Here is a 21,867-nt window from a genome sequence, read left to right as displayed (position 1 = left end):
CTGAATGAAGCTGGACCAGAGGTCCTGTGGGCTACGGCAAATCAGGTAGGCTGAGCCGCTAAAGTTTGCGCGCCCGGTGGGCGCGCAAAGCTCGTGGTAAGGTCGGTTGCTCCGGGCGGAGCAAGCGGAGCGATCAGTCGTTCGCGGTCACCTTGACGCCGAGCACCGACGGAATGGTGTTCGGTGCGCCCATGGCAGCGCCCATGATCATCGGGAACGGAACCGGCTTTTCCGGTGCCGCGCTGATCGTCAGGCTCTTCGGTCCATCGAGATAGGCGTTGACGGCGGCCGACACCTGGTTCTGCAGTTCTGGCACATTGAGCTGCGCCATCATGATCGGCACCAGGCCCTTCAGCGACTGAGCCATCTGCTCACCCGAAACGCCCTGCTGCGAACCGGCATAGTCCAGCGCCTTCTTGGTGATCGAGGCATCGTCGAAGCGGACTTCGGCGCTGTTGAAGGTCAGCTGCTGCATCAGGCCCATCATGGCAAGGCCCATGGCTTGGTTCGCCTCTTCCTTGTTCGGATTGGCCTCGGCGGCCTTCATCGCTTCCTGCATGGATTTCACGAAGGCAAGCGTGTAGCCGGAAATGTCCAGGGCAAAGTTCAGCCGGCCGACGTTCTTGAAGTCGAGGGCATATTCTTCGAGTGCGACATTGCCGCTTTCGACCTCCCAGCTGCCTTTCATCGTCAAGGCGCCGTCGATCGTGGTGAGGCCGAGCTTTTCGATCGCCTCCTTGGTCTTGGCGTCCTCGACGGTCGACAGGTCGGCCTTGATGCCCGAGGCGGTCGCGTCGAAGTCGAAGCCGGCGTCATTTTCCTGGCGTGCCAGGTTCGCTTCGGTGCTTTCGAGCGAGAAGACTTCCTTGCCCTTGGCGTTGAGAGCGATCGGGCCGGTGCTGGCGCTTTCGTAGAGAAGAATGTCGTTGATCGTTCCACCGTTGGCATTGGCGGGGATCGTCAGGCCGGAAAGCAGGATGTCCTTGACCGAAATGCTTCCCTCGTCCTGGCTGACATTGACGTCAGGGAACGACACGGTTTCGGCGTAGTAGCCGCCACCTTCGGTTTCCTCGACACCTTCGAAGGTCAGATCACCGATCTTCAGGCTCGTCGGTTCGCCCGGCTGGCTGGCGACCTTCAGCTGCACGCCGGTCACCGTCACCTTGTCGCCGTCCACTTCGGCCTTGTCATAGGTGATGGAGGTGCCGTTCGCGTTCGTTGCCGCGTCGAGCTTCTTCATCAGGTCCGCGCCGTCGAGTGCGAAGGCCGGGCTGGTAAGCGTGAGGAGCGCGGCGCTCGCCATCATCAGGCGGATCTTGCGCGTGTGCATCATTGTCGAGTTCCTTCGTAAAATCTTTGATTGTGTAACTGTTTCGAAGATGAGGCGTGGCTAATCTGGTTTGTCTCCGCAGAGGGCGTCAACTGGGAGCGAACGGCAACATCCGGAAGTTTTCGGCGGCCAGTTCGTGTCTTGCAATCCCCCTCACAAATCGTCCAAATCAACTACAGCCGAAGCTATTACGAAACAGGGCGAAATTATATTCGCTTGGCCAAACCGCACATGTTCCTGGTCGGGCATGCTTTCCGGGATGTTACCAAGCGCTCGCCTCCGACGCATAGCCGTCCGACCGTTACACGAACATTGCGCCGGAGCAAGCGGATCGCTTCACGCGCCAACTGTTGGCGGGTAAGGGGTTCTCCACAATCGCATCCCCTGAAAACCTTGCTGTTCCGGGTTTGTTGCGCTAGCAAGGTCCCATGGGACAAAGCCTTAATCCCCCGTCAGGCGGGGACGACAATATTCAGCCGGTTGACCTCAAGGCGGCGCTGGAAGAGCGTTATCTTGCCTATGCCTTGTCGACCATCATGCACCGCGCGCTTCCGGACGTCCGCGACGGGTTGAAGCCCGTGCATCGCCGTATCGTGCATGCGATGAGCGAAATGGGCCTCAGACCCAACTCGTCGTTCAAGAAATGCGCCCGCATCGTCGGCGACGTCATGGGTAAGTTCCACCCGCACGGCGATGCCTCGATCTATGACGCGCTCGTGCGCCTGTCACAGGAATTTGCAATCCGCTACCCGCTCGTCGACGGCCAGGGCAACTTCGGCAACATCGATGGCGATAATGCCGCGGCGATGCGATACACCGAAGCGAAGATGACGGACGTCTGTTCGCTCCTTCTCGACGGGATCGACCAGGACGCGGTGGATTTCCGCCCCACCTACAACGAGGAAGACCAGGAGCCGACCGTGCTCCCTGGGGCCTTCCCGAACCTGCTCGCAAACGGCGCAACCGGCATCGCGGTCGGCATGGCGACCTCGATCCCGCCGCACAACGCGCATGAACTGTGCGACGCGGCGCTGCACCTCATCCGCCATCCGCAAGCGACCGTCGAAGATCTGCTTTACGATCCGGCCAATCCGCAGAAGGGCGGCATCGAGGGGCCAGACTTTCCGACCGGTGGGGTGATCGTCGAAAGCCGCGAAAGCATGGCCGAATCCTACCGCACCGGCCGTGGCGGTTTTCGTGTCCGCGCCCGCTGGGCCCAGGAGGATCTCGGCCGTGGCGGTTATCAGATCGTCGTCACCGAGATTCCCTATCAGGTTCAGAAGTCGCGCCTGATCGAAAAGATTGCCGAGCTTCTGGTTGCGCGCAAGCTGCCGCTGCTCGAAGACATTCGCGACGAATCCGCGGAAGACGTTCGCATCGTTCTCGTGCCGAAGAGCCGCTCGGTCGATGCCGGCATCCTGATGGAGTCGCTGTTCAAGCTGACCGAACTTGAGAGCCGCATCTCGCTGAACATGAACGTGCTGTCCATGGGGCGCGTGCCGCGGGTCATGGCGCTCAACGAGGTGCTATCGGAATGGCTGGCGCATCGCCGCGAGGTGTTGCAGCGCCGGTCCCGCCATCGCCTGGCGGCGATCGATCGCCGGCTCGAAATCCTCGCCGGCTATCTCGTCGCCTATCTGAACATCGACGAAGTCATTCGCATCATCCGCGAAGAAGACGAGCCGAAGCCGGTCATGATGGAGCGGTTCTCTCTCACTGATCTGCAGGCCGAGTCGATCCTCAACATGCGCCTGCGCTCCTTGCGCCGGCTCGAAGAGTTCGAGATCCGCACCGAATTCGACGCCCTGTCGAAGGAGAAGGCCGAGATCGAAGCGCTGCTCGCTTCGGAGGAGAAGCAGTGGCAGACCGTCGCCTGGGAGATCGGCGAGGTCAAAAAGAAGTTTGCCAAGGCAACCGAGATCGGCAAACGCCGCAGCACCTTCGCGGATGCACCGGAGGCCGACGTCGAGGCGATCCAGCAGGCGATGATCGAGAAGGAACCGATCACCGTCGTCATCTCGGAAAAGGGCTGGATCCGGGCGCTGAAGGGCCACATCTCCGACACGTCGTCGCTCCAGTTCAAGGAGGGGGACGCGCTCAAGGTGGCGTTCCCGGCGCAGACGACCGACAAGATCCTGGTCTTCACGACCGGCGGAAAGGTCTACACGCTCGGCGGCGACAAGCTGCCTGGCGGTCGCGGCCATGGCGAGCCGCTGCGCATCATCGTCGACATGGAGAACGACCAGGACGTCCTGACCGCCTTCGTCCACGATCCGGCGCGCAAGCTCATCGTCTCGTCGGCTGCCGGCAACGGTTTCGTCGTGACGGAAAGCGATATCGTCGCCAACACCCGCAAGGGCAAGCAGGTGATGAACGTCTCCATGCCGGACGAAACCAAGCTGGTCGTGCCGGTCAAGGGTGATCACGTTGCCGTCGTTGGCGAGAACCGCAAGATGCTCGTCTTCCCGCTCGTCCAGATCCCCGAGATGGCGCGCGGCAAGGGCGTCCGGCTGCAGCGTTACAAGGATGGCGGCATCTCCGATATTCGCTGCTTCACGATCGCAGAAGGGCTCATCTGGGAAGACAGCGCTGGCCGCGTCTTTACCAAGACGAAGGATGAGCTGATCGAATGGCAGGCCGATCGCGCATCGGCCGGTCGCGTCGTTCCGAAGGGCTTCCCGCGCAGCGGAAAGTTCAGCGGCTGACCACAAAATACCAGTCGTGCGGCCGATGAGCCGCATGGCTGGTGTCCCAATCCGGGGCATTGAATTCACGCATTAAGGTATTGGAAATACAGTCGAACTTGAGCGAAAAGCGGCGCTTGTATGTGCCGGCGTATCGTGGATGACTGCCCATCCAACAGGATGGATACGATGCCGAACGCCAATGCCCTCGACGAAATTCTCCTGGCGCTCGCCAGCCCGGTACGCCGGCGGATCTTCGAGATCCTCTTTGCCGGTGAGGCGCGTGTCGCCGATATCGCCTCGGCCGTTGCGGTGCGAGGCGAAGAATTGGAGAAGCACATAGCACTCCTCGAGGCAGCGGGCCTCATCACGCGCCTGCGGCGCCGCGAAGGAGAATCCCTAAGCGGAAATCCGGCGCCTTTGAGTGAGGCGGCCACCTGGATCAACACCAACCGCGAGCTTTGGGCGATGCGTGTTCAGATGCCGGAAACCCGGCTGGCCTCCGGCGCGCCGGAGCCTGTACCCGAGCGGACGCCGATTCGCGACCGCCGCAGCGAAACCGAACAGAAGTCGCGCCGCCCCCGGCCGACCGGTCCTCGCCGTGAAAATTGATCGATAGCGCTACTCGGTGCAGGCCACCGCGGACCTCAGCGCTCTGCTGCGCATCTGCCAGAGCGAATGGCCGATGAGCGCGAAGATCAGGATCGCGCCACCCATCAAGGTCTGCGTTGTCGGGGTTTCGGCAAAGACCAGCCAGACCCAGATCGGCGCCAGGATCGTTTCCAGCAGGTAGAACATGCCCACTTCCGGCGCCGAGAGGTAACGCGGTCCCGTCGCCAGGCAGAAAAAGGCGAGCGGGATCATCACGAGACCGTTGAAGAAGATATAGCCGGGTTCCGCAATCGTGAATCCCGAAGGGGACAGCATCAACAGAGCGACCGCTGCCGGGAAGATCGCCGTGACCAGCGGCACCAGTGCCATGTCGCGCTTGCTCGCGCGGCTGATCGTGATCGCGCTGGCAAGCAGGAAGGCGGAGGATGCTGCCATCGCATCGCCGAAGAGGTGGCCGCTTTCCAACCCGTCCTGAACGATCAATCCGACGCCGAACACCATGATCAACATCGTCACGAGCGTGGCGTTCGATGGCCGTTCCTTCAGGAAGATCCAGGAAAGAATGGCGGCAAACATCGAGGTGAAGGCGAGGATGAAGACCACATTCGCCGTCGATGTGTTGAAGACCGCGAGCAGGAACGTGCAGGAATTGACGCCGTAGAACAGGCCGACGACGAGCCCGGTCTTGCCCGGCAACAGTGAAATCTTCCGGCCGAACACGCGGTTGATCACGAACCACGCGCCGAGCGCGATGACGAACGTCGACAGGCTGCGCACCGCGAGCAGCGACCAGACGTCGCCACCGGCGGAACGGATGAGCGGGATATCGAAGGAAAGGGCAAGGCCACCGAGGCCGGTGATGGCAAGGCCGCGCCGGTGCATCGCGGCATCAGAAGATGAACTCAATGTCTAACCCGTTTTCGTAGGAGCGGCTTCCAAGGTGGCGTCTCCGCCTTCATAGCGTTCCCAGCCACGGGCCATAAGGTGTTCTTGCGGCAAAAATTTTGTTTTATACCCCATCTTCCGCGATCCCTTGACCCAATAGCCAAGATAGACGTGGGGCAGGCCGCGCTCGCGGGCGCGACGAATGTGGTCGAGAATCATGAAAGTGCCGAGCGAGCGCTCCTCTCGCGCCGGGTCGAAGTAGGAGTAGACCATCGAAAGACCGTCGCCCATGCGATCGGTCAGCGCTGCTGCGATGAGTGGCCCGCGTGCCTTCTCGCTGATGCCGTCGCCTTCGACCCGCAGGCGGTACTCGATGATCTTCGTGTGCACGTGCGTATCTTCGACCATCATTGCGTAGTCGAGCACCGACATGTCCGACATGCCGCCCTTCTGATGCCGGCGGTCGAGATAGCGGCGGAAGAGATTGTACTGTTCGCTGGAAGGCTCAGCCGGATACTCTGCCGAGATCACATCCTGATTGGTGGCAAGCACCCGGCGCATGGAGCGCGTGGGCTTGAACTCGTTGGCAAGAATGCGCACCGAAATGCAGGCGCGACAGGTCTCGCAGGCTGGGCGGTAGGCGATGTTCTGCGACCGGCGGAAGCCGCCCTGGGTCAGGAGATCGTTGAGTTCCGGCGCACGTTCGCCCACCATGTGGGTGAAGACTTTTCGCTCCATCTCGTTCGGCAGATAAGGGCAGGCTGCCGGCGCAGTCAGGTAGAATTGCGGAGACGGTGTGGTCTGTGTGTTCATCGAGTGCGGAGGTCACTCTGCGCGCGGTTGTTCATGACAATAGCATGGCGGAAGAATGGAAAACGTCAACTCACTCGTTTGCAGCTTCCGCCTCCGCCGTCCAGTTATTTTAGAGTTGCCGACAATGGGCCGCGTTCCGGTCAGTACATGTCGCGGCGGACCGTGACGGTGCCAATCAGGAGGTCGTGCAGCAGGCGGCTGCGGTCGGTAAAGAGGCCGATCAGCAGGATCAGCGGCGTCAGCAGAGCGTTGGCGATCCAGAAGATGACGAGGTGGACGATGGCGGTCAGGAAGTCCATCGGGCGCCCGTCTGTGCGGGCAATTGCCAGCCCCATCATGCGCATGCCGGGGGAGGCCTGTTCGCGGCCGCCGACCGTGAGGCCGAAATAGAGCATGGCGACGATCGCAAAGAGCGCCGGGTAAAGCATAAAGCCGAGGCCGAGCGTCAGGATGCCCAGGAAAAAGACGACGACCGCCGCCGGGATCCACAGAAGCGCGATGATGGCGTAATCGAGCAGGAAGGCAAAGATGCGTCGCGACAGCACGCCCTGATAGGCGCGCCAGTCATTGCTCGGCAGCCTCAGTTCTTCGTTGTGCATGGTCATCCGTCTAAGCCTCGCTTGGTTGCATGCAGGATATGGGATGGTGATGCCCGCAAAACAAGGATTGGAGGCTCACCACAGCGCCGCGCGTCCTATCAGACGCGCAAAGGTCGCTGTAGAAGATTGATTTGCTGCAACAGAAGCTCGCGCTTAACGGCCCTTGGCAAGGATACGAGCCACCTCGACGGCGAAATAGCTGAGGATGCCGTCGCAGCCGGCGCGCTTGAAGGCGAGCAGTGTTTCCAGCATCACCTTCTCGCCGTCGATCCAGCCGTTGGCGGCGGCGGCTTTGACCTGCGAGTATTCGCCGGAGACTTGGTAGGCAAAGACGGGCAGGCCGAAGGCCTCCTTCATGCGCCAGCAGATGTCGAGATAGGGCAGGCCGGGCTTCACCATCAGCATGTCGGCGCCTTCCTCGACGTCGAGGGCAGCATCGCGGATCGCTTCGGTGCCGTTGGCCGGGTCGATATAATAGGTCTTCTTGTCGCCCTTCAAAAGGCCGCCGGTGCCGATCGCCTCGCGATAGGGGCCGTAGAACCCGGACGCGAACTTTGTCGCATAGGACATGATGCCGACATTCTGGTGCCCGGCGGCATCGAGCGCCTGGCGGATCGCGCCGATGCGGCCATCCATCATGTCGGAGGGGGCGATGATGTCGGAGCCGGCATCCGCCTGGGCGACCGCAGCCCTTGCGATCATCTCGACGGTTTCGTCGTTGACGATCTCGCCATCGCGAAGGATGCCGTCATGGCCGTGGCTGGTGAAGGGATCGAGAGCGACGTCGGTGATGATGCCGATCTCGGGCACCGCTTTCTTGAAGGCCCGCGTCGCCTGATTGATCAGGTTGTCGGCGGCAAGGCTGTTGGAGCCGGTCTCGTCGCGCAGCCCCAAGTCGATGTTCGGGAAGGTCGCAATCGCCGGAATGCCGAGATCGGCCGCTTCCTTGACCGCTTCCACCGCTTTGTCGATGCTCATGCGGTTGACGCCGGGCATCGCCTCGATCGGCTGGACGATGTTGCTGCCCGGCACGATGAAGATCGGCCAGATCAGATCGTCGACGGTCAGGCGGTTTTCCTGCACCAGTCGCCGCGTCCAGTCGGCCTTGCGGTTGCGGCGCATGCGGCGGTGGCCGGTGATCCTGTCCACAAGATTTGTCCTGTCGTTCATCGCGCCCACGCCTTTCCGGTCAAAATCATCGTTAGCCAAGCGCTTTATCATGGGGCGGCGGCAATTGGGAACCGCGCGCTGGGCGAACGAACTGCGGCATTTCTTCTCTTCAAAAAGATAGCAGCAGGGAAGGGGAAACTGCGATCCCGCTGGCGGATGAGGAAGACCCGCCCTATCTTGCCGGCCATGCTTCATGATTCTGCCCATGTGCTGAAACCATCGCTGACCGAGATCCTCTTCGGTATCTTCCTACGTCTGGTCTCTGCCTCGTGCATCTGGTTCGCACTTAACTACTGGGCCATGCTGATCGGCTTTTCCCATGGTGGCGCCGGTCGCTTCGATCTGTTGTCGCCGGAGTGGCGCGCGGCTGCGACGGCGCTCGCCGTCGTCTATCCCGTTGCGGCGCTCGGCCTCTGGTTGCTCGTCTCCTGGGGGCCTGTGGTCTGGGTGGTCGCAGCGGCGATCGAGATCGCCATGTATGAGTTCTATCCGGCCAGTTTCGGTGCCCGGCCTTTGCTGGTCGTGCTGCATGTGGCGGTTGCCGTAACCTTCGTTCTTTTCCGGGCGGCACTCTTCTTTCTGCGCTGGCGGCAGGCCAAACAGGTAAGAGTTGATTCACCCTGAGACAGGCTCGTCAAATTGCAAGCTCTTGTTAAGGCTGCGGTTTAAGTAGAATTTTAGACGTATTCGATAGGGTCTCACTCAAGGCGGGAAGACAAACAGACACCGCCAAACAAAACAGTGAGGCAGTCAAATGAACACGAAGATGAAGCCGCAGGCGGCTCAGCCCCGAGACCCTCAGGAAGAAACCATCCGCGGTCTCTACATGGAATCCCTCCACCTCGTCGAGCGTCTGCATCGCCGTCTGCTCGACGTCATCAAGGACGAGTTCGACCGCGATGGCCGCAGCGACGTCAACGCCGTCCAGGCCCTGTTGCTGTTCAACATCGGCAACTCGGAACTGACCGCCGGCGAACTTCGCTCCCGCGGTTACTACCTGGGCTCGAATGTCTCCTACAACGTCAAGAAGCTCGTCGACCTCGGCCTGATCAACCATCAGCGCTCCCGCGTCGATCGTCGCTCGGTTCGTATCAGCCTGACGGAAGACGGCCAGGAAATCGCCGAAACCGTCGCCAAGCTCTACGAGCGCCACATCGGCTCGATCCAGAAGGTCGGCGGTATCGGTTCGGACGAGTTCACCCAGATGAACAAGCTCCTGCAGCGCCTCGATCGCTTCTGGAACGACTCGATCATGTACCGCCTGTAATCCGGGTCAAAACCTCCAGTTCAAGGGTCGGGCGCAATCCCTGCGTGTCCGACCTTTGCCATTTGCCGGCTTCTCATCCTGTTGCGGAAAAGCCGCACCACTTCTGCGCGCCATTCCTGCGTTCGGACGGCTTTCCAAACGGAAAATATTAGAAAATCAAAATGTTGCCGTCTGCAGCTCGTCCGCCGGCTTGTCCGCTACGGCGAAAAGCAAAAGGCGTGCCATGTCGCCGTTCAACCTGTCCGAGACACGAATTGGCCATATTGCTGTGACAGCGACGACGACATGCGGTAGGTGCGGCCACGTGTTTTCTTGAGCGTGGATTCGTTTCGCGTTTCGCCTGCCGGATGAGGGTCCTCACTCGCGGTGTCGTGAAATCTTGTGAGGGCAGGGTGGCTCGTTGGTTGACCTTTGTTAACCACGATCGTGTTAGGGCTCCGGCAACGTGCGTGTCAGCGCATAGGGCGCGTGCCAACGCATTGGGATGGTAGGAATATGTCGAAAAAGAATGGAATTGATGCATTCTCGCGCCGCGCCTTTCTGCGCTCGGTAGCAACCTTGGGCGCCGTGGCAGTCGCCGGCGCGGCAAGCGCACAGGACGCCCTGAACGAGATCATCAATTCGCCACGCCGCGGCTCCTGGGACGACCAGTACGACGCCAAGGCATCGCGCACCGCGACGACGGTCGTTTCGAACACGCCGGTCTTCGGCCCGGAAACGATCGCCCACGTGCAGCAGGCAATCTTCGACTACCAGAACATCGTTTCGCAAGGCGGCTGGCCGATGGTCCAGACCAGCGTCAAGCTCGAGCTCGGCGTCACGGATCCGTCGGTGCAGCAGCTTCGCCAGCGCCTGATGGTCTCCGGTGACCTGCCGCAGTCGGCAGGCGTCTCCTCGTCCTTCGATTCCTACGTCGAAGGCGCGGTCAAGCGCTTCCAGGCTCGCCATGGCCTCCCGGCTGATGGCGTCATCGGCGAATATACGCTGAAGGCGATCAACGTCGACGCCAACACCCGCCTCGGCCAGCTCCAGACCAACCTCGTTCGCCTGCAGTCGATGTCCGGCGATCTTGGCCGCCGCTACGTGATGGTCAACATTCCGGCCGCCTATATCGAAGCGGTCGAGAACGGCCGCGTGGCGCTGCGCCATACGGCGATCGTCGGCAAGATCGACCGCCAGTCGCCGATCCTCAACTCGAAGATCTACGAGGTCATCCTCAACCCCTATTGGACCGCGCCGCGCTCGATCATCCAGAAGGATATCATGCCGCTGATGCGCAAGGACCCGACCTATCTCGCACGCAACTCGATCCGTCTGTTCGACGGCAGTGGCGGCGAAGTGTCGCCGGAAACGGTCGATTGGAACGCCGAGAAGGCGCCGAACCTGATGTTCCGCCAGGACCCGGGCAAGATCAACGCGATGTCGTCGACGAAGATCAACTTCCACAACGAGCATCAGGTCTACATGCACGATACCCCGCAGCAGGGTCTGTTCAACAAGCTGATGCGTTTCGAGTCTTCCGGCTGCGTTCGCGTGCAGAACGTGCGCGATCTTTCGACCTGGTTGCTGAAGGATACGCCCGGCTGGTCGCGCCAGCAGATCGAGGCGACCATCAAGACCGGCGTCAACACGCCGATCACGCTCGCCGAGGAAGTGCCCGTGTTCTTCACCTACATCACGGCCTGGTCCGCAAAGGATGGCGTGGTGCAGTTCCGCGATGATATCTACCAGCGCGACGGTGCCACCGAGCTGGCGCTGCAGTCGCCCTATGGCGTCGAGCAGTCGCCCGGCTCGGTCGATCAGGACGCGCTGCCGCAATAAGCGAATTTGCGACACGAGATCGACAAGCCGCGCTTCCCCTGGAAGCGCGGCTTTTTCATGCGCCAGCGCTCGCGATATTTCGGCGCGGCAGATGGGGGAAATGGCGCAATCCGCACAGCAGATATTGCTCTTGCCGTGCGAGGAAGCTAAAGAACTGCCACCCTTGAGAGGAGCCTCGCGCCGATGCTTGAACAATCCAATGACGCCTTCTTCACCCGCTCTCTGGCCGACAGCGATCCGGACATCTTCGGTGCGATCGAGAAGGAGCTGGGTCGTCAGCGCCACGAGATCGAGCTGATCGCCTCCGAGAACATCGTTTCCCGCGCCGTGCTCGAAGCCCAGGGCTCGATCATGACCAACAAATATGCCGAGGGTTACCCGGGCAAGCGCTACTATGGCGGCTGCCAGTTCGTCGATATCGCCGAAGAACTGGCGATCGAACGCGCCAAGAAGCTCTTCGGCGTCAACTTCGCCAACGTTCAGCCGAACTCCGGTTCGCAGATGAACCAGGCCGTGTTCCTGGCGCTCTTGCAGCCGGGCGACACTTTCATGGGCCTCGACCTCAACTCGGGCGGTCACCTGACGCACGGTTCGCCGGTCAACATGTCCGGCAAGTGGTTCAACGTCGTCTCCTACGGCGTACGTGAAGACGATCACCTGCTCGACATGGACAACGTTGCCGAGCAGGCGCGCAAGCACAAGCCGAAACTGATCATTGCTGGTGGCACTGCCTATTCGCGCATCTGGGACTGGAAGCGCTTCCGCGAAATCGCCGACGAAGTCGGCGCCTGGCTGATGGTTGACATGGCGCACATCGCCGGTCTCGTTGCCGGTGGCCAGCATCCGTCGCCGTTCCCGCATTGCCACGTCGCCACCACGACGACGCACAAGTCGCTGCGCGGCCCGCGCGGCGGCATGGTTCTGACCAACGACGAAGATGTCGCCAAGAAGATCAACTCGGCCGTCTTCCCGGGTCTCCAGGGCGGCCCGCTGATGCACGTCATCGCCGCCAAGGCTGTTGCTCTCGGCGAAGCGCTGCATCCGTCGTTCAAGGACTATGCGGCCCAGATCGTCAAGAACGCCCGCACGCTCGCAGAAACGCTGAAGGCCAACGGCCTCGACATCGTCTCCGGCGGCACGGACAACCACCTGATGCTCGTCGACCTGCGCAAGAAGAACGCAACCGGCAAGCGCGCGGAAGCCGCCCTCGGCCGTGCGTTCATCACCTGCAACAAGAACGGCATCCCGTTCGACCCTGAAAAGCCGTTCGTCACCTCGGGCGTCCGTCTCGGCACGCCGGCCGGTACCACCCGCGGCTTCAAGGAAGCCGAGTTCAAGGAAATCGGCGAGTTGATCGTCGAGGTCCTCGACGGCCTGAAGGTCGCCAACTCCGACGAAGGCAATGCCGCCGTCGAAGCCGGCGTTCGCGAAAAGGTCCTCAAGCTGACCGACCGCTTCCCGATGTACGGCTACATGTGATCGGTCGCTCATGCGCTGCCCCTATTGCGGTTCTGAAGACAGTCAGGTGAAGGATTCCCGTCCTGCAGAGGACGGGAACGCCATTCGCCGCCGCCGGATTTGTCCGGATTGCGGAGGTCGTTTCACCACCTTCGAACGGGTGCAGTTGCGTGAACTGATGATCATCAAGAAGACCGGTCGGAAGGTTCCTTTCGACCGGGATAAACTTTTGCGGTCGTTCGAGATCGCGCTCAGGAAGCGCCCGGTCGATCGCGACCGCATCGAGCGGGCGGTCTCCGGCATCGTTCGGCGCCTCGAAAGCTCCGGCGAGACCGAGATCCCCTCGGAGGAAATCGGCCTGCAGGTGCTCGAGGCCCTGAAGAGCCTCGATGACGTTGCCTTCGTGCGCTACGCTTCGGTCTATCGCGATTTCTCGCATGCCGAGGATTTCGAGAAGGTCATCACCGAGATCAGCGCCAAGATCGCGCGCGATCCGGGCGAATAGGCGAAAGCTGGATAGAGCCATGGCAGGACCCACCCGTGAAGACGAGAGGTTCATGGCCGCGGCGCTGAGGCTGGCCCGCCATCATCTCGGACAGACTTCCACCAATCCCTCCGTCGCCTGCCTGATAGTCAAGGAAGGCGTCATCGTCGGCCGCGCCGTGACGGCGCGAAGCGGTCGTCCGCATGCGGAAACCCAGGCGCTGGCAGAGGCCGGAGAGACGGCGAGGGGCGCGACCGTCTATGTGACGCTGGAGCCCTGCTCGCATCACGGCAAGACGCCGCCTTGCGCCGACGCCCTTGTCGCATCCGGCGTTGCCCGCGTGGTGATCTCGATCCTCGATCCGGATGAGCGTGTCGCCGGGCGCGGCGTCGTGCGCCTGCGCGATGCCGGCATCATCGTCGATGTCGGCGTTCTCGCTGAAGAGGGGCAGCACGCACTCGAAGCCTATCTCATGCGCCAGGTAAGCCGGCGGCCCTATGTGATTCTCAAGCTTGCTGTTTCCGCCGACGGCATGATCGGCCGTAAGGGGGCAGGGCAGGTCCGCATCACCGGTCTCATCTCCCGGGGGCAGGTGCAAATGCTGAGAGCCGAGACGGACGCGATCCTCGTCGGGATCGGCACGGCGACGGCCGACGACCCGGAATTGACCGTGCGGCTACCCGGGCTCGAAAATCGCTCGCCGCTGCGCATCGTCCTCGACCGCCGGCTCGACCTGCCGCTTTCCTCGAAACTGGTGCGAACGGCGCGGGATGTTCCGGTGATCGTGGTCTCCAGTGACGGATCCGGCGGTCCGGACGCGGATGTCGATGACGGCCGGGCCGCACGCAAGGCGGCCCTGGAGGCCGCCGGCGTTGAGGTGCTCGAAGCCGGTTCGATTGCGGACCTTCTGACGGCCCTCGCCTCGCGCGGTATCTCCTCGCTGATGGTCGAAGGTGGAGCGGTCGCGGCGCGCGCCTTTCTCGATGCGGACCTCGTCGACCGTATCCAGCTTTACACCGGGCCGGGGACGATTGGCGAAAACGGCATTGCATCCCCATTTGACCGTAAGTCCGTGCCGACCGGCTTCACGCGTGTCGCCGAAGCGCGCTACGGAGAGGATCTGTTCGAGGAATACGAAAGAGAAAACTGATGTTCACAGGCATTGTTACCGACATCGGCACCGTCGATGCCGTCACCCCGCTCAAGGAAGGCATCAAGCTGCGTGTTGCCACGAGCTATGATCCGAAGACCATCGACATGGGCGCCTCCATCGCCCATTCCGGTGTGTGTCTGACGGTGACCGCCTTGCCTGAAGCCGGCAGCAACGAGCGCTGGTTCGAGGTCGAGGCCTGGGAAGAAGCGCTGCGGCTGACGACGATTGCGGGCTGGACAAAGGGCACGCGGATCAACCTCGAGCGGTCGCTGAAGATTGGCGACGAGCTCGGCGGCCACTTGGTCTCCGGTCATATCGATGACAAGGCGGAAATCCTCTCGGTGGAGTCGGAGGGCGACGCGGTGCGCTTTCGCCTTCGGGCACCGGAACATCTGGCGCGGTTTGTCGCACCGAAGGGCTCCGTCGCGCTCGACGGTACGTCGTTGACGGTCAACAAGGTCGATGGCGCCGAATTCGACGTGCTGCTCATCCGCCATTCGCTGGAGGTCACCACCTGGGGCGACCGCAAGGCTGGTGATTTCGTCAACTTTGAAGTCGACGCCATGGCCCGTTACGCGGCGCGCCTGGCCGAGTTCCCGGCGCCGAAGCCGGCATGAGCGAAGTCTGAGATTCTTTGCCGAATATATCTCAAAAAAAGCAAACCGCCCCCGATTGGGGGCGGTGGCGTTTTGAGAGGGCGATTGGCGGCTCAGCGTAGATAGAAGGTCAGGCTGCCATCGGCCGCCTGTTCAGCGCCCGCGATGTTGTTCATCTCGACGTTCTGGCCCTTCAGCTTGGCTGCAAGCGGCTTGTTGGCGTTGACCGCTGCGTGGAGGGACGAGAGTTGTTGCGGCGTGGCTTCGTCGATCCACAGGCGCGTCTGGCTCGATTCCTTGAGCGTGTTGACGTCAACGACGGTGAACTGGTCGCCCTTGAATTCGCGAACCGTGTGGTCGATCTCGGCCGGCCAGTTCATCGCGGCGCCTGCCGCGTAGGAAACGCCGCCGAAGGACAGGGCGGAGAGGGCAGCGATGACGGAAAGCTTGGCTATGCGGTTCATGGTCATGCTCCTTTGTTTGCTTGCGACATCGCGACTGCCGGGCTCCTACCCGAACGGGTGACCCTTATGGGCCTCGGAGACCGGTCACCATCTCGTGCCGCAGCGGCCAGCAAACGTCGATTGCGGGTGGCGTCACCCGCATTGAGACGTGCTGGACGGTTTCGACTGATTGGGGCGGCGTTTCCTCGGCTTGGGGCGGGGGCGCGTCGTGCCAACGCCTAGAAAGCTGGCCCGGAATCTGGCCGTTTCCGTGGCGTAAAGGTCTGGAAAACAATTAAAAATTGTTCATGTTTCGGCGTGCGCACGCAACTTGTGCGTCGTCGTTGCCTTCTGGTGGCGCTCGAACATGATCACGTGGTTGCCATGGTAGGTCGTCCGCCAGAATTCCTTGAAGCCATGCTTCTCCGCAACCCGGATTGAGGCACGGTTGCCGACATCGATGATGCAGGTTTTGCGGAGCGTGGGAAACTGGTGATCGGCCCATTTCAGCGCCGCACTGACCGCTTCTGTCGCAAGCCCCTGGCCATGGGCCTTTGGTGAAAGCGCCCATCCGGTCTCCATCGTGCCTTCAAGCGAGGGCGTGATGGCGCGGTGTACATCGTGAAACCCGGCCTCGCCAAGAAAAGCGCCTGTTTCCCGATCCTGGATGGCAAAGAAACCGAAGCCGAAATAGTGCCACATGCCGACCTGGCGCAGGAAACGCGTCCAGGATTGTTCACGCGTAAAAGGAACCCCGCCGACATAGCGGATCACCTCGGCATCGCCGAACAGAGCGGCGTAGGAGGGGAAGTCGTCACGGCGATAGGGGCGCAGGATGAGGCGGTCGGTCTCGATGATAGGCACGCTATGCATGTTCGATCCTATGCTGTGGTGAACTCAGGCGCCGGGCTCGCCGTCCCAATAGTCGACAGTGTCTTCCGGTCTGCCAATGAAGCGGAATCGCCTCTGGCCATCAGCACTGCGCGTCTTGGCGAGGAACTTGCCCGAGTCCGGGTACTCGCAGATCTCGGTGGCCGCCATGGTCGAAATAGACAAGTATTTGAGCGCCACGCTGCCAGTGTTGATCAGGTGATGCGCCGTTTCCGGCCCGCCTGCAGGCGCGCCAAGAATGTCGCCCGGTCCAACCGCATGGCGCTCGTTGCCGAGGCGATACGTGCCTTCGCCTTCGAGGATGATGAAAAGCTCCTCCTCGACGTGGTGATTGTGGAACGGGCAGCCGGACTTGCCCGGCGGCACTTCACCGTAGCCGATACCGAGATCCTTAAGGCCCAGCAACGCGCCGAAGGAGGCGTCGCTCGATTCGAATCCTTCGCCTTTCGTCCAATGGTCGAGGTTGAGGGTCTTCGGATTGACGATCGGTCTTCGCGTTTCCGTCATGTCTATCTCCCTGACGCCGTGCATTTCGCAAGAAGCATCCACGGTCCGTTCCTATCCGTGTCGCGCGATCGAGGGAACGTCAACCGACAAGCGTCGAAATTGATAAACGTTACGTTGCTTATGCCTCGATTTTGCAATCCTATGGCGGTAACTGCGGCGGCGGAGCGCGCTGTGCCTCAGCACGGACCGCGTCGCGTCGCCCGGGAGGCCGATCGTGTCGAGATAGAGCGAGGCGGGCATCTCGTAGCCGAAATCCGGTGCGGTCCGCATCATGGCGTCGCGGGCAAGCGCCTCGGCGTCGAAGAGCAGCCCATCCATATCGAAGAGGACCGCTCGAGGGGCGTGGGGGAGGCGGATCGTTGATGGGTCTCAAGCATGCGGATGCCTCGTTCAATTCCTGTCTGGTACCTGAACTTGCTGTTCTGCGCTGCAAACCGCAAGCAACCATGCGATTGTGTTCGAAGCCCGAACGGCAAGGATAGCCCTTCGGGCCTGGTATTCTGGCGCTGTTCGGCGCGGCAAAAGGCCGTTTGCGGCGGAATTTGCTTGCCATTCGGCGCCGGGCATGGTTTGACCGCCGCCTGCCGGTCGCAACCGGCGACGAACTCTCAAAGACAGGTGATCCATGGCAGAGACCACGGCAGCCCACATTCTGATTGTGGAAGCGCGTTTCTATGACGATATGGCCGATGCATTGCTCGACGGCGCCAAACATGCGCTGGACGCAGCCGGGGCCACCTATGATATCGTGACGGTTCCGGGCGCGCTCGAAATCCCGCCGGCGATCGCCATGGCACTCGACGGTGCCGACGAAGGCGGTACGGAATATGACGGCTTCGTCGCGCTCGGCATGGTCATTCGCGGCGAGACCTATCATTTCGATATCGTCGCGAACGAATCTTCGCGGGCCATCATGGATCTCGCCGTGAGCGAAAGCCTCGCCATCGGCAACGGCATCCTGACGGTCGAGAATGACGATCAGGCCTGGGCACGCGCCCGCCGTTCGGAAGGTGACAAGGGTGGCTTTGCTGCGCGTGCGGCGCTCACCATGATTGAATTGAAGAAGAAACTGGGCACGGAAAAGTGACGAAGACACCCTCGGATCAGCCACTGAAGCAGGTCAACCAGCGCGGCGCAGCGCGCCTTGCCGCGGTGCAGGCGCTCTATCAGATGGACATTGGCGGCACCGGCGTGCTCGAAGTGGTTGCCGAGTACGAAGCCCATCGCCTCGGCCAGGACGTCGACGGCGACACCTATCTGAAGGCTGACGCCTCCTGGTTCCGCTCGATCGTCGCCGGCGTCGTGCGCGACCAGCGCAAGCTCGATCCGTTGATCGGTTCGGCGCTTCAGGACGACTGGGCACTGTCGCGGCTCGATTCTACCGTGCGCGCCATCCTGCGTGCCGGCACCTTCGAAATGCTGGAACGCAAGGACGTGCCGGTTCCGGTGATCGTCACCGAGTATGTCGAGATCGCCAAGGCCTTCTTCGAGGATGACGAGCCGAAGCTGGTCAATGCCGTTCTCGATCGTATTGCCAAGCAGGTTCGTAGCGAGTCCAGGAAGTAGAGTTTATGGTTGCGGTTGCTGCGGATGACATGGGGGCCACCCTTCGCGAAGCGCGCCGCAACGTTTTCCATCTGACTGCCGCGCAGGCCATTCTCGGCGTCGTCGGACCGATCTGCTTCTCCATCGGCGGTGTCGCCGGCTACCAGTTGCTGGCGGAAGACAAGTCGCTGGCAACAGCACCTCTCACCGCCTTCAACGTCGGCATGGCGCTTGGCGTCGTGCTGGTCGCGATGCTCTCGCGCCTGATCGGCCGCCGGTTTGCCTTCATGACCGGGACCGGGATCGCTGCCGCAGGCGCGGCGCTCGCCGCCGTCGCGCTCTTCCGCGAAAGCTTCTGGCTTTTCGCCTTTGCTCTCGCGATGCTCGGCTCGTCGAACGGCTTCACCCAAAAGCTGCGTTTCGCCGCCGCCGATGCTTCCCCGTCGTTCTACAAACCCAAGGCGATCTCGCTGATCCTTGGCGGCGGTATCGTTTCGGCCGTACTCGGCCCGCAGATCGTCATCTTTGCCGGAGACCTGTTTGCGCCCGTCGCCTTTGCCGGCGCTTTCGTCGTGCTGCTGCCGATCTGCCTGCTCGCGGCGTTCTTCTTCGCACCCCTGCGGTTGCCCGAACCGGGTGCGATCGTGAAAGATCACCACCATGAGGTCGTGCGTCCTCTCGGCGTGATCGTGCGCAGCCAGCGCTTCGCCACCGGCATGGTCTGCGGCATCTCCAGCTATGCGCTGATGACCTTCATGATGACCGGTGCTCCCGTCGAGATGGTGGTGGGCTGCGGGTTTTCGACCGAGCTTGCGACGCTCGGCATCCAGTGGCACGTGCTGGCGATGTTCGCTCCGAGCTTCTTCACCGGCTGGCTGATCAGCCGCTTCGGCGCCGAGCGCATCGTCGGCTGCGGCCTGCTTCTCTTGATGGCCTGTGCGACTGTGGCGCATATGGGCATCGAACTCTGGAACTTCTGGGGTGCGCTGGTGCTGCTCGGCCTCGGCTGGAATTTCGGCTTCATCGGCTCGACGGCGATCGTCGCCAGCAGCTACCGTCCGCAGGAGGCCGACAAGGTCCAGGCTTTCCACGACATCATCCTCTTCACCACCGTGGCGCTGTCGTCTTTTGCCTCGGGCAAAGTGCTGTCCGCCTATGGATGGGACATGCTGAACGCGGTCGTGTGGCCGGTCACCATCGTCTGCCTGGTACTTCTGCTGCTCCTGAAGCGCACACCGCGGAAGGCCGCCGCCTAACTCCATTCTCTCGACAATCAAAGTCGCCGGAGCGCCTTCTCACTGGCGTTTTCCGGGGCTTGACGATCTCCCGTTGCAACCGCACTCTGGCCGCGCCGTGGGGGGTGCTGCTTGAGGAGGTGGCGCGTGATTCGCGGCTTTTGAGGGGCCCGTGGCCGGGAGTGAGTCCGCGGGTTGTAACGGAGGGTAATGCGAAATGACCATTTTATTGGGCGTTATCGCATGCGGGTTGCTCGCGGTGGTTTATGCCATCTGGGCAACACAGTCGGTGATGGCCGCCGACCAGGGGAACGCCCGCATGCAAGAAATCGCAGGCTACATTCGTGAAGGGGCGCAGGCCTATCTCACGCGTCAGTACAAGACCATTGCCATCGTCGGTGTTGTCGTTTTCATCGCCGCTTGGGTTCTTCTTTCTCCCGCCGCCGCTTTCGGCTTTCTGGTCGGTGCGGTCCTTTCGGGCGCTGCGGGCTTCATCGGCATGCATGTTTCTGTTCGGGCAAACGTCCGCACTGCCCAGGCGGCTTCCGTTAGCCTTGCCTCCGGCCTCGACATCGCTTTCAAGTCAGGCGCGATTACCGGCCTTCTCGTAGCGGGCCTGGCGCTTCTCGGCGTCTCCGTATACTACGTCGTCCTCACGGTCGGCCTCGGGCATGAGCCCGCCTCGCGCGAAGTCATCGACGCGCTGGTCGCGCTCGGTTTCGGCGCTTCTCTGATCTCCATCTTCGCCCGTCTCGGCGGGGGCATCTTCACCAAGGGCGCCGACGTCGGTGGGGACCTCGTCGGCAAGGTGGAGGCCGGCATTCCGGAAGACGATCCGCGCAATCCGGCAACGATTGCCGATAACGTCGGCGACAATGTCGGCGATTGCGCCGGCATGGCGGCCGACCTGTTCGAGACCTACGCCGTCTCGGTCGTCGCGACCATGGTGCTGGCGGCGATCTTCTTCGCCGGCACGCCGGTGCTCGCGACGGTCATGGTCTATCCGCTGGCCATCTGCGCAGCCTGCATCATCACTTCGATCGTCGGCACCTTCTTCGTCAAGCTCGGTACCAACAATTCGATCATGGGCGCTCTCTACAGGGGTCTGATCGTCACCGGCGTGTTGTCGATCCTCGGTCTCGGCGCAGCCACGTCCTTCACGATCGGATGGGGCACCATTGGTACGGTTGACGGCAAGGACATCACCGGTTGGAATCTGTTTTTCTGCGGCATTCTCGGCCTGATCGTGACGGCCCTGATCGTGGTGATCACGGAATATTATACCGGCACCAACAAACGCCCGGTGAACTCGATCGCCCAGGCTTCGGTCACCGGCCATGGCACCAACGTGATCCAGGGGCTTGCCGTCTCGCTGGAATCGACGGCCCTGCCGGCGATCGTCATCGTTGGCGGCATCATCTTCACCTACCAACTCGCCGGCCTCTTCGGGACCGGCATCGCCGTCACCGCCATGCTCGGTCTTGCCGGCATGATTGTGGCACTCGATGCCTTCGGTCCGGTGACGGATAATGCCGGCGGCATCGCGGAAATGTCGCATCTGCCGCCGGAAGTGCGCAAATCAACGGACGCGCTCGATGCTGTCGGCAACACGACCAAGGCCGTCACCAAGGGCTATGCGATCGGCTCGGCCGGTCTCGGCGCGCTGGTGCTCTTCGCGGCCTATTCGAACGACCTCCGCTACTTTGCGGCGAATGGTGACAAGTACCCGTACTTTGCCGATGTGGGCCAGATCTCCTTCGATCTCTCCAACCCCTACGTTGTGGCAGGCCTGATCTTCGGCGGTCTCATCCCCTACCTCTTCGGCGGTATCGCGATGACGGCGGTCGGCCGTGCGGCCGGATCCATCGTTGAGGAGGTTCGTCGACAGTTCCGCGAAAAACCCGGCATCATGGAAGGCACTGAGCGGCCGGACTATGGTCGCGCCGTCGACCTTCTGACGAAGGCGGCGATCCGTGAAATGGTCGTTCCCTCGCTGCTGCCGGTGCTCGCACCTATCGTCGTCTACTTTGGCGTGCTGCTTCTGTCGGGCTCGAAGGCCTCGGCCTTCGCAGCACTCGGCGCATCGCTTCTCGGTGTCATCGTCAACGGCCTGTTCGTGGCGATCTCGATGACGTCGGGCGGCGGCGCCTGGGACAATGCCAAGAAGAGCTTCGAGGATGGCTTCGTCGACAAGAACGGCGAGCGTCATCTCAAGGGCTCGGAGGCGCACAAGGCATCCGTCACCGGTGACACGGTGGGCGATCCCTACAAGGATACGGCCGGTCCGGCGGTGAACCCTGCGATCAAGATCACCAACATCGTGGCGCTGCTGCTTCTGGCCGTCCTCGCCTGATTGTATCGCTGAAACGAAAAA

Annotated in this window: 20 protein-coding genes and 1 pseudogene; 13 read left to right on the top strand and 8 right to left on the bottom strand. The window is 61.9% G+C overall.

The annotated features are described in order from the left end of the window. Positions 1-133: 133 nt before the first annotated feature. Complete coding sequence (locus AC070A_RS19080) at positions 134-1,333, bottom strand: aq_1923 C-terminal domain (protein WP_058320196.1); 1,200 nt, start codon at positions 1,331-1,333, stop codon at positions 134-136. Positions 1,334-1,758: 425 nt separating this feature from the next. Here AC070A_RS19080 and parC point away from each other — a divergent pair, with 425 nt between their 5' ends. Beyond that, complete coding sequence (parC, locus tag AC070A_RS19075) at positions 1,759-4,035, top strand: DNA topoisomerase IV subunit A (protein WP_057252599.1); 2,277 nt, start codon at positions 1,759-1,761, stop codon at positions 4,033-4,035. 168 nt (positions 4,036-4,203) lie between these two features. Next, a pseudogene (locus AC070A_RS19070) lies at positions 4,204-4,530 on the top strand (helix-turn-helix domain-containing protein); the annotation flags it as partial. Between the two features lie 105 nt (positions 4,531-4,635). On the opposite strand, the gene AC070A_RS19065 reads toward AC070A_RS19070, so the two are convergent. The 4 genes from AC070A_RS19065 to hemB form a co-directional block, all read right to left on the bottom strand. Then, positions 4,636-5,532, bottom strand: a complete 897-nt coding sequence (locus AC070A_RS19065; protein WP_113479467.1) for a DMT family transporter — start codon at positions 5,530-5,532, stop codon at positions 4,636-4,638. Between the two features lie 3 nt (positions 5,533-5,535). After that, positions 5,536-6,324, bottom strand: coding sequence for an arginyltransferase (locus tag AC070A_RS19060; RefSeq protein WP_113479468.1), 789 nt, complete (start codon positions 6,322-6,324; stop codon positions 5,536-5,538). 140 nt (positions 6,325-6,464) lie between these two features. Continuing rightward, positions 6,465-6,929: an RDD family protein gene (locus AC070A_RS19055; protein WP_110878182.1), complete on the bottom strand. Its 465-nt coding sequence runs from the start codon at positions 6,927-6,929 to the stop codon at positions 6,465-6,467. 147 nt (positions 6,930-7,076) lie between these two features. After that, a complete protein-coding gene (hemB, locus tag AC070A_RS19050) occupies positions 7,077-8,093 on the bottom strand; it encodes a porphobilinogen synthase (protein WP_113479469.1) in 1,017 nt (338 codons plus the stop codon). 186 nt (positions 8,094-8,279) lie between these two features. On the opposite strand from hemB, the gene AC070A_RS19045 reads away from it, so the two are divergent. The 7 genes from AC070A_RS19045 (at position 8,280) to AC070A_RS19015 (ending at position 14,893) form a co-directional block, all read left to right on the top strand. Next, positions 8,280-8,717, top strand: a complete 438-nt coding sequence (locus AC070A_RS19045) for a DUF6163 family protein (RefSeq protein ID WP_110878184.1) — start codon at positions 8,280-8,282, stop codon at positions 8,715-8,717. Between the two features lie 130 nt (positions 8,718-8,847). Further along, a complete protein-coding gene (gene ldtR, locus AC070A_RS19040; RefSeq protein ID WP_058320190.1) occupies positions 8,848-9,360 on the top strand; it encodes a transcriptional regulator LdtR in 513 nt (170 codons plus the stop codon). A 495-nt stretch (positions 9,361-9,855) separates the two neighbouring features. Continuing rightward, positions 9,856-11,181, top strand: coding sequence for a L,D-transpeptidase family protein (locus tag AC070A_RS19035; protein ID WP_113479470.1), 1,326 nt, complete (start codon positions 9,856-9,858; stop codon positions 11,179-11,181). Positions 11,182-11,364: 183 nt separating this feature from the next. Beyond that, a complete protein-coding gene (gene glyA / locus AC070A_RS19030; RefSeq protein WP_058320188.1) occupies positions 11,365-12,660 on the top strand; it encodes a serine hydroxymethyltransferase in 1,296 nt (431 codons plus the stop codon). 10 nt (positions 12,661-12,670) lie between these two features. Next, positions 12,671-13,144 carry a transcriptional regulator NrdR gene (gene nrdR / locus AC070A_RS19025; protein WP_034803756.1) on the top strand — a complete coding sequence of 158 codons (474 nt, stop codon included), beginning with the start codon at positions 12,671-12,673 and terminating at the stop codon, positions 13,142-13,144. Positions 13,145-13,163: 19 nt separating this feature from the next. After that, entirely contained in the window at positions 13,164-14,273 is a 1,110-nt protein-coding gene (gene ribD, locus AC070A_RS19020) for a bifunctional diaminohydroxyphosphoribosylaminopyrimidine deaminase/5-amino-6-(5-phosphoribosylamino)uracil reductase RibD (protein ID WP_113479471.1), read from the top strand. Then, positions 14,273-14,893 (top strand): riboflavin synthase, encoded by a 621-nt coding sequence (locus AC070A_RS19015; RefSeq protein ID WP_113479472.1) that lies wholly within the window; start codon positions 14,273-14,275, stop codon positions 14,891-14,893. The genes ribD and AC070A_RS19015 overlap by 1 nt, the downstream gene beginning before the upstream one ends. Before the next feature lie 92 nt (positions 14,894-14,985). On the opposite strand, the gene AC070A_RS19010 is transcribed toward AC070A_RS19015, so the two are convergent. The 3 genes from AC070A_RS19010 to AC070A_RS19000 all read right to left on the bottom strand — a co-directional run bounded on the left by AC070A_RS19010 (position 14,986) and on the right by AC070A_RS19000 (position 16,713). After that, positions 14,986-15,336 carry a hypothetical protein gene (locus tag AC070A_RS19010; RefSeq protein ID WP_058320185.1) on the bottom strand — a complete coding sequence of 117 codons (351 nt, stop codon included), beginning with the start codon at positions 15,334-15,336 and terminating at the stop codon, positions 14,986-14,988. Between the two features lie 285 nt (positions 15,337-15,621). After that, positions 15,622-16,188, bottom strand: a complete 567-nt coding sequence (locus tag AC070A_RS19005; RefSeq protein WP_057252574.1) for a GNAT family N-acetyltransferase — start codon at positions 16,186-16,188, stop codon at positions 15,622-15,624. A 24-nt stretch (positions 16,189-16,212) separates the two neighbouring features. Beyond that, positions 16,213-16,713 (bottom strand): cupin domain-containing protein, encoded by a 501-nt coding sequence (locus AC070A_RS19000; protein ID WP_110878185.1) that lies wholly within the window; start codon positions 16,711-16,713, stop codon positions 16,213-16,215. 625 nt (positions 16,714-17,338) lie between these two features. Here AC070A_RS19000 and ribH point away from each other — a divergent pair. The 4 genes from ribH (at position 17,339) to AC070A_RS18980 (ending at position 21,846) form a co-directional block, all read left to right on the top strand. Next, positions 17,339-17,800: a 6,7-dimethyl-8-ribityllumazine synthase gene (gene ribH, locus AC070A_RS18995; RefSeq protein ID WP_034803742.1), complete on the top strand. Its 462-nt coding sequence runs from the start codon at positions 17,339-17,341 to the stop codon at positions 17,798-17,800. Then, the gene (gene nusB / locus AC070A_RS18990) at positions 17,797-18,279 is read left to right on the top strand and encodes a transcription antitermination factor NusB (RefSeq protein ID WP_058329384.1); all 483 of its coding nucleotides are present in this window, start codon (positions 17,797-17,799) and stop codon (positions 18,277-18,279) included. The genes ribH and nusB overlap by 4 nt, the downstream gene beginning before the upstream one ends. A gap of 5 nt (positions 18,280-18,284) precedes the next feature. Beyond that, on the top strand, positions 18,285-19,514 hold the full coding sequence (locus AC070A_RS18985) for an MFS transporter (protein WP_162730578.1): 1,230 nt from the start codon (positions 18,285-18,287) through the stop codon (positions 19,512-19,514). Positions 19,515-19,710: 196 nt separating this feature from the next. Next, entirely contained in the window at positions 19,711-21,846 is a 2,136-nt protein-coding gene (locus tag AC070A_RS18980) for a sodium-translocating pyrophosphatase (RefSeq protein WP_058320181.1), read from the top strand. The last annotated feature ends 21 nt before the right edge of the window (positions 21,847-21,867 follow it).

The organism is Ensifer sp. GW101-20A05 (genome assembly GCF_059424735.1).
Note: the sequence above shows the minus strand (reverse complement) of the source record. Positions and strands in the feature narration are given on the sequence as shown.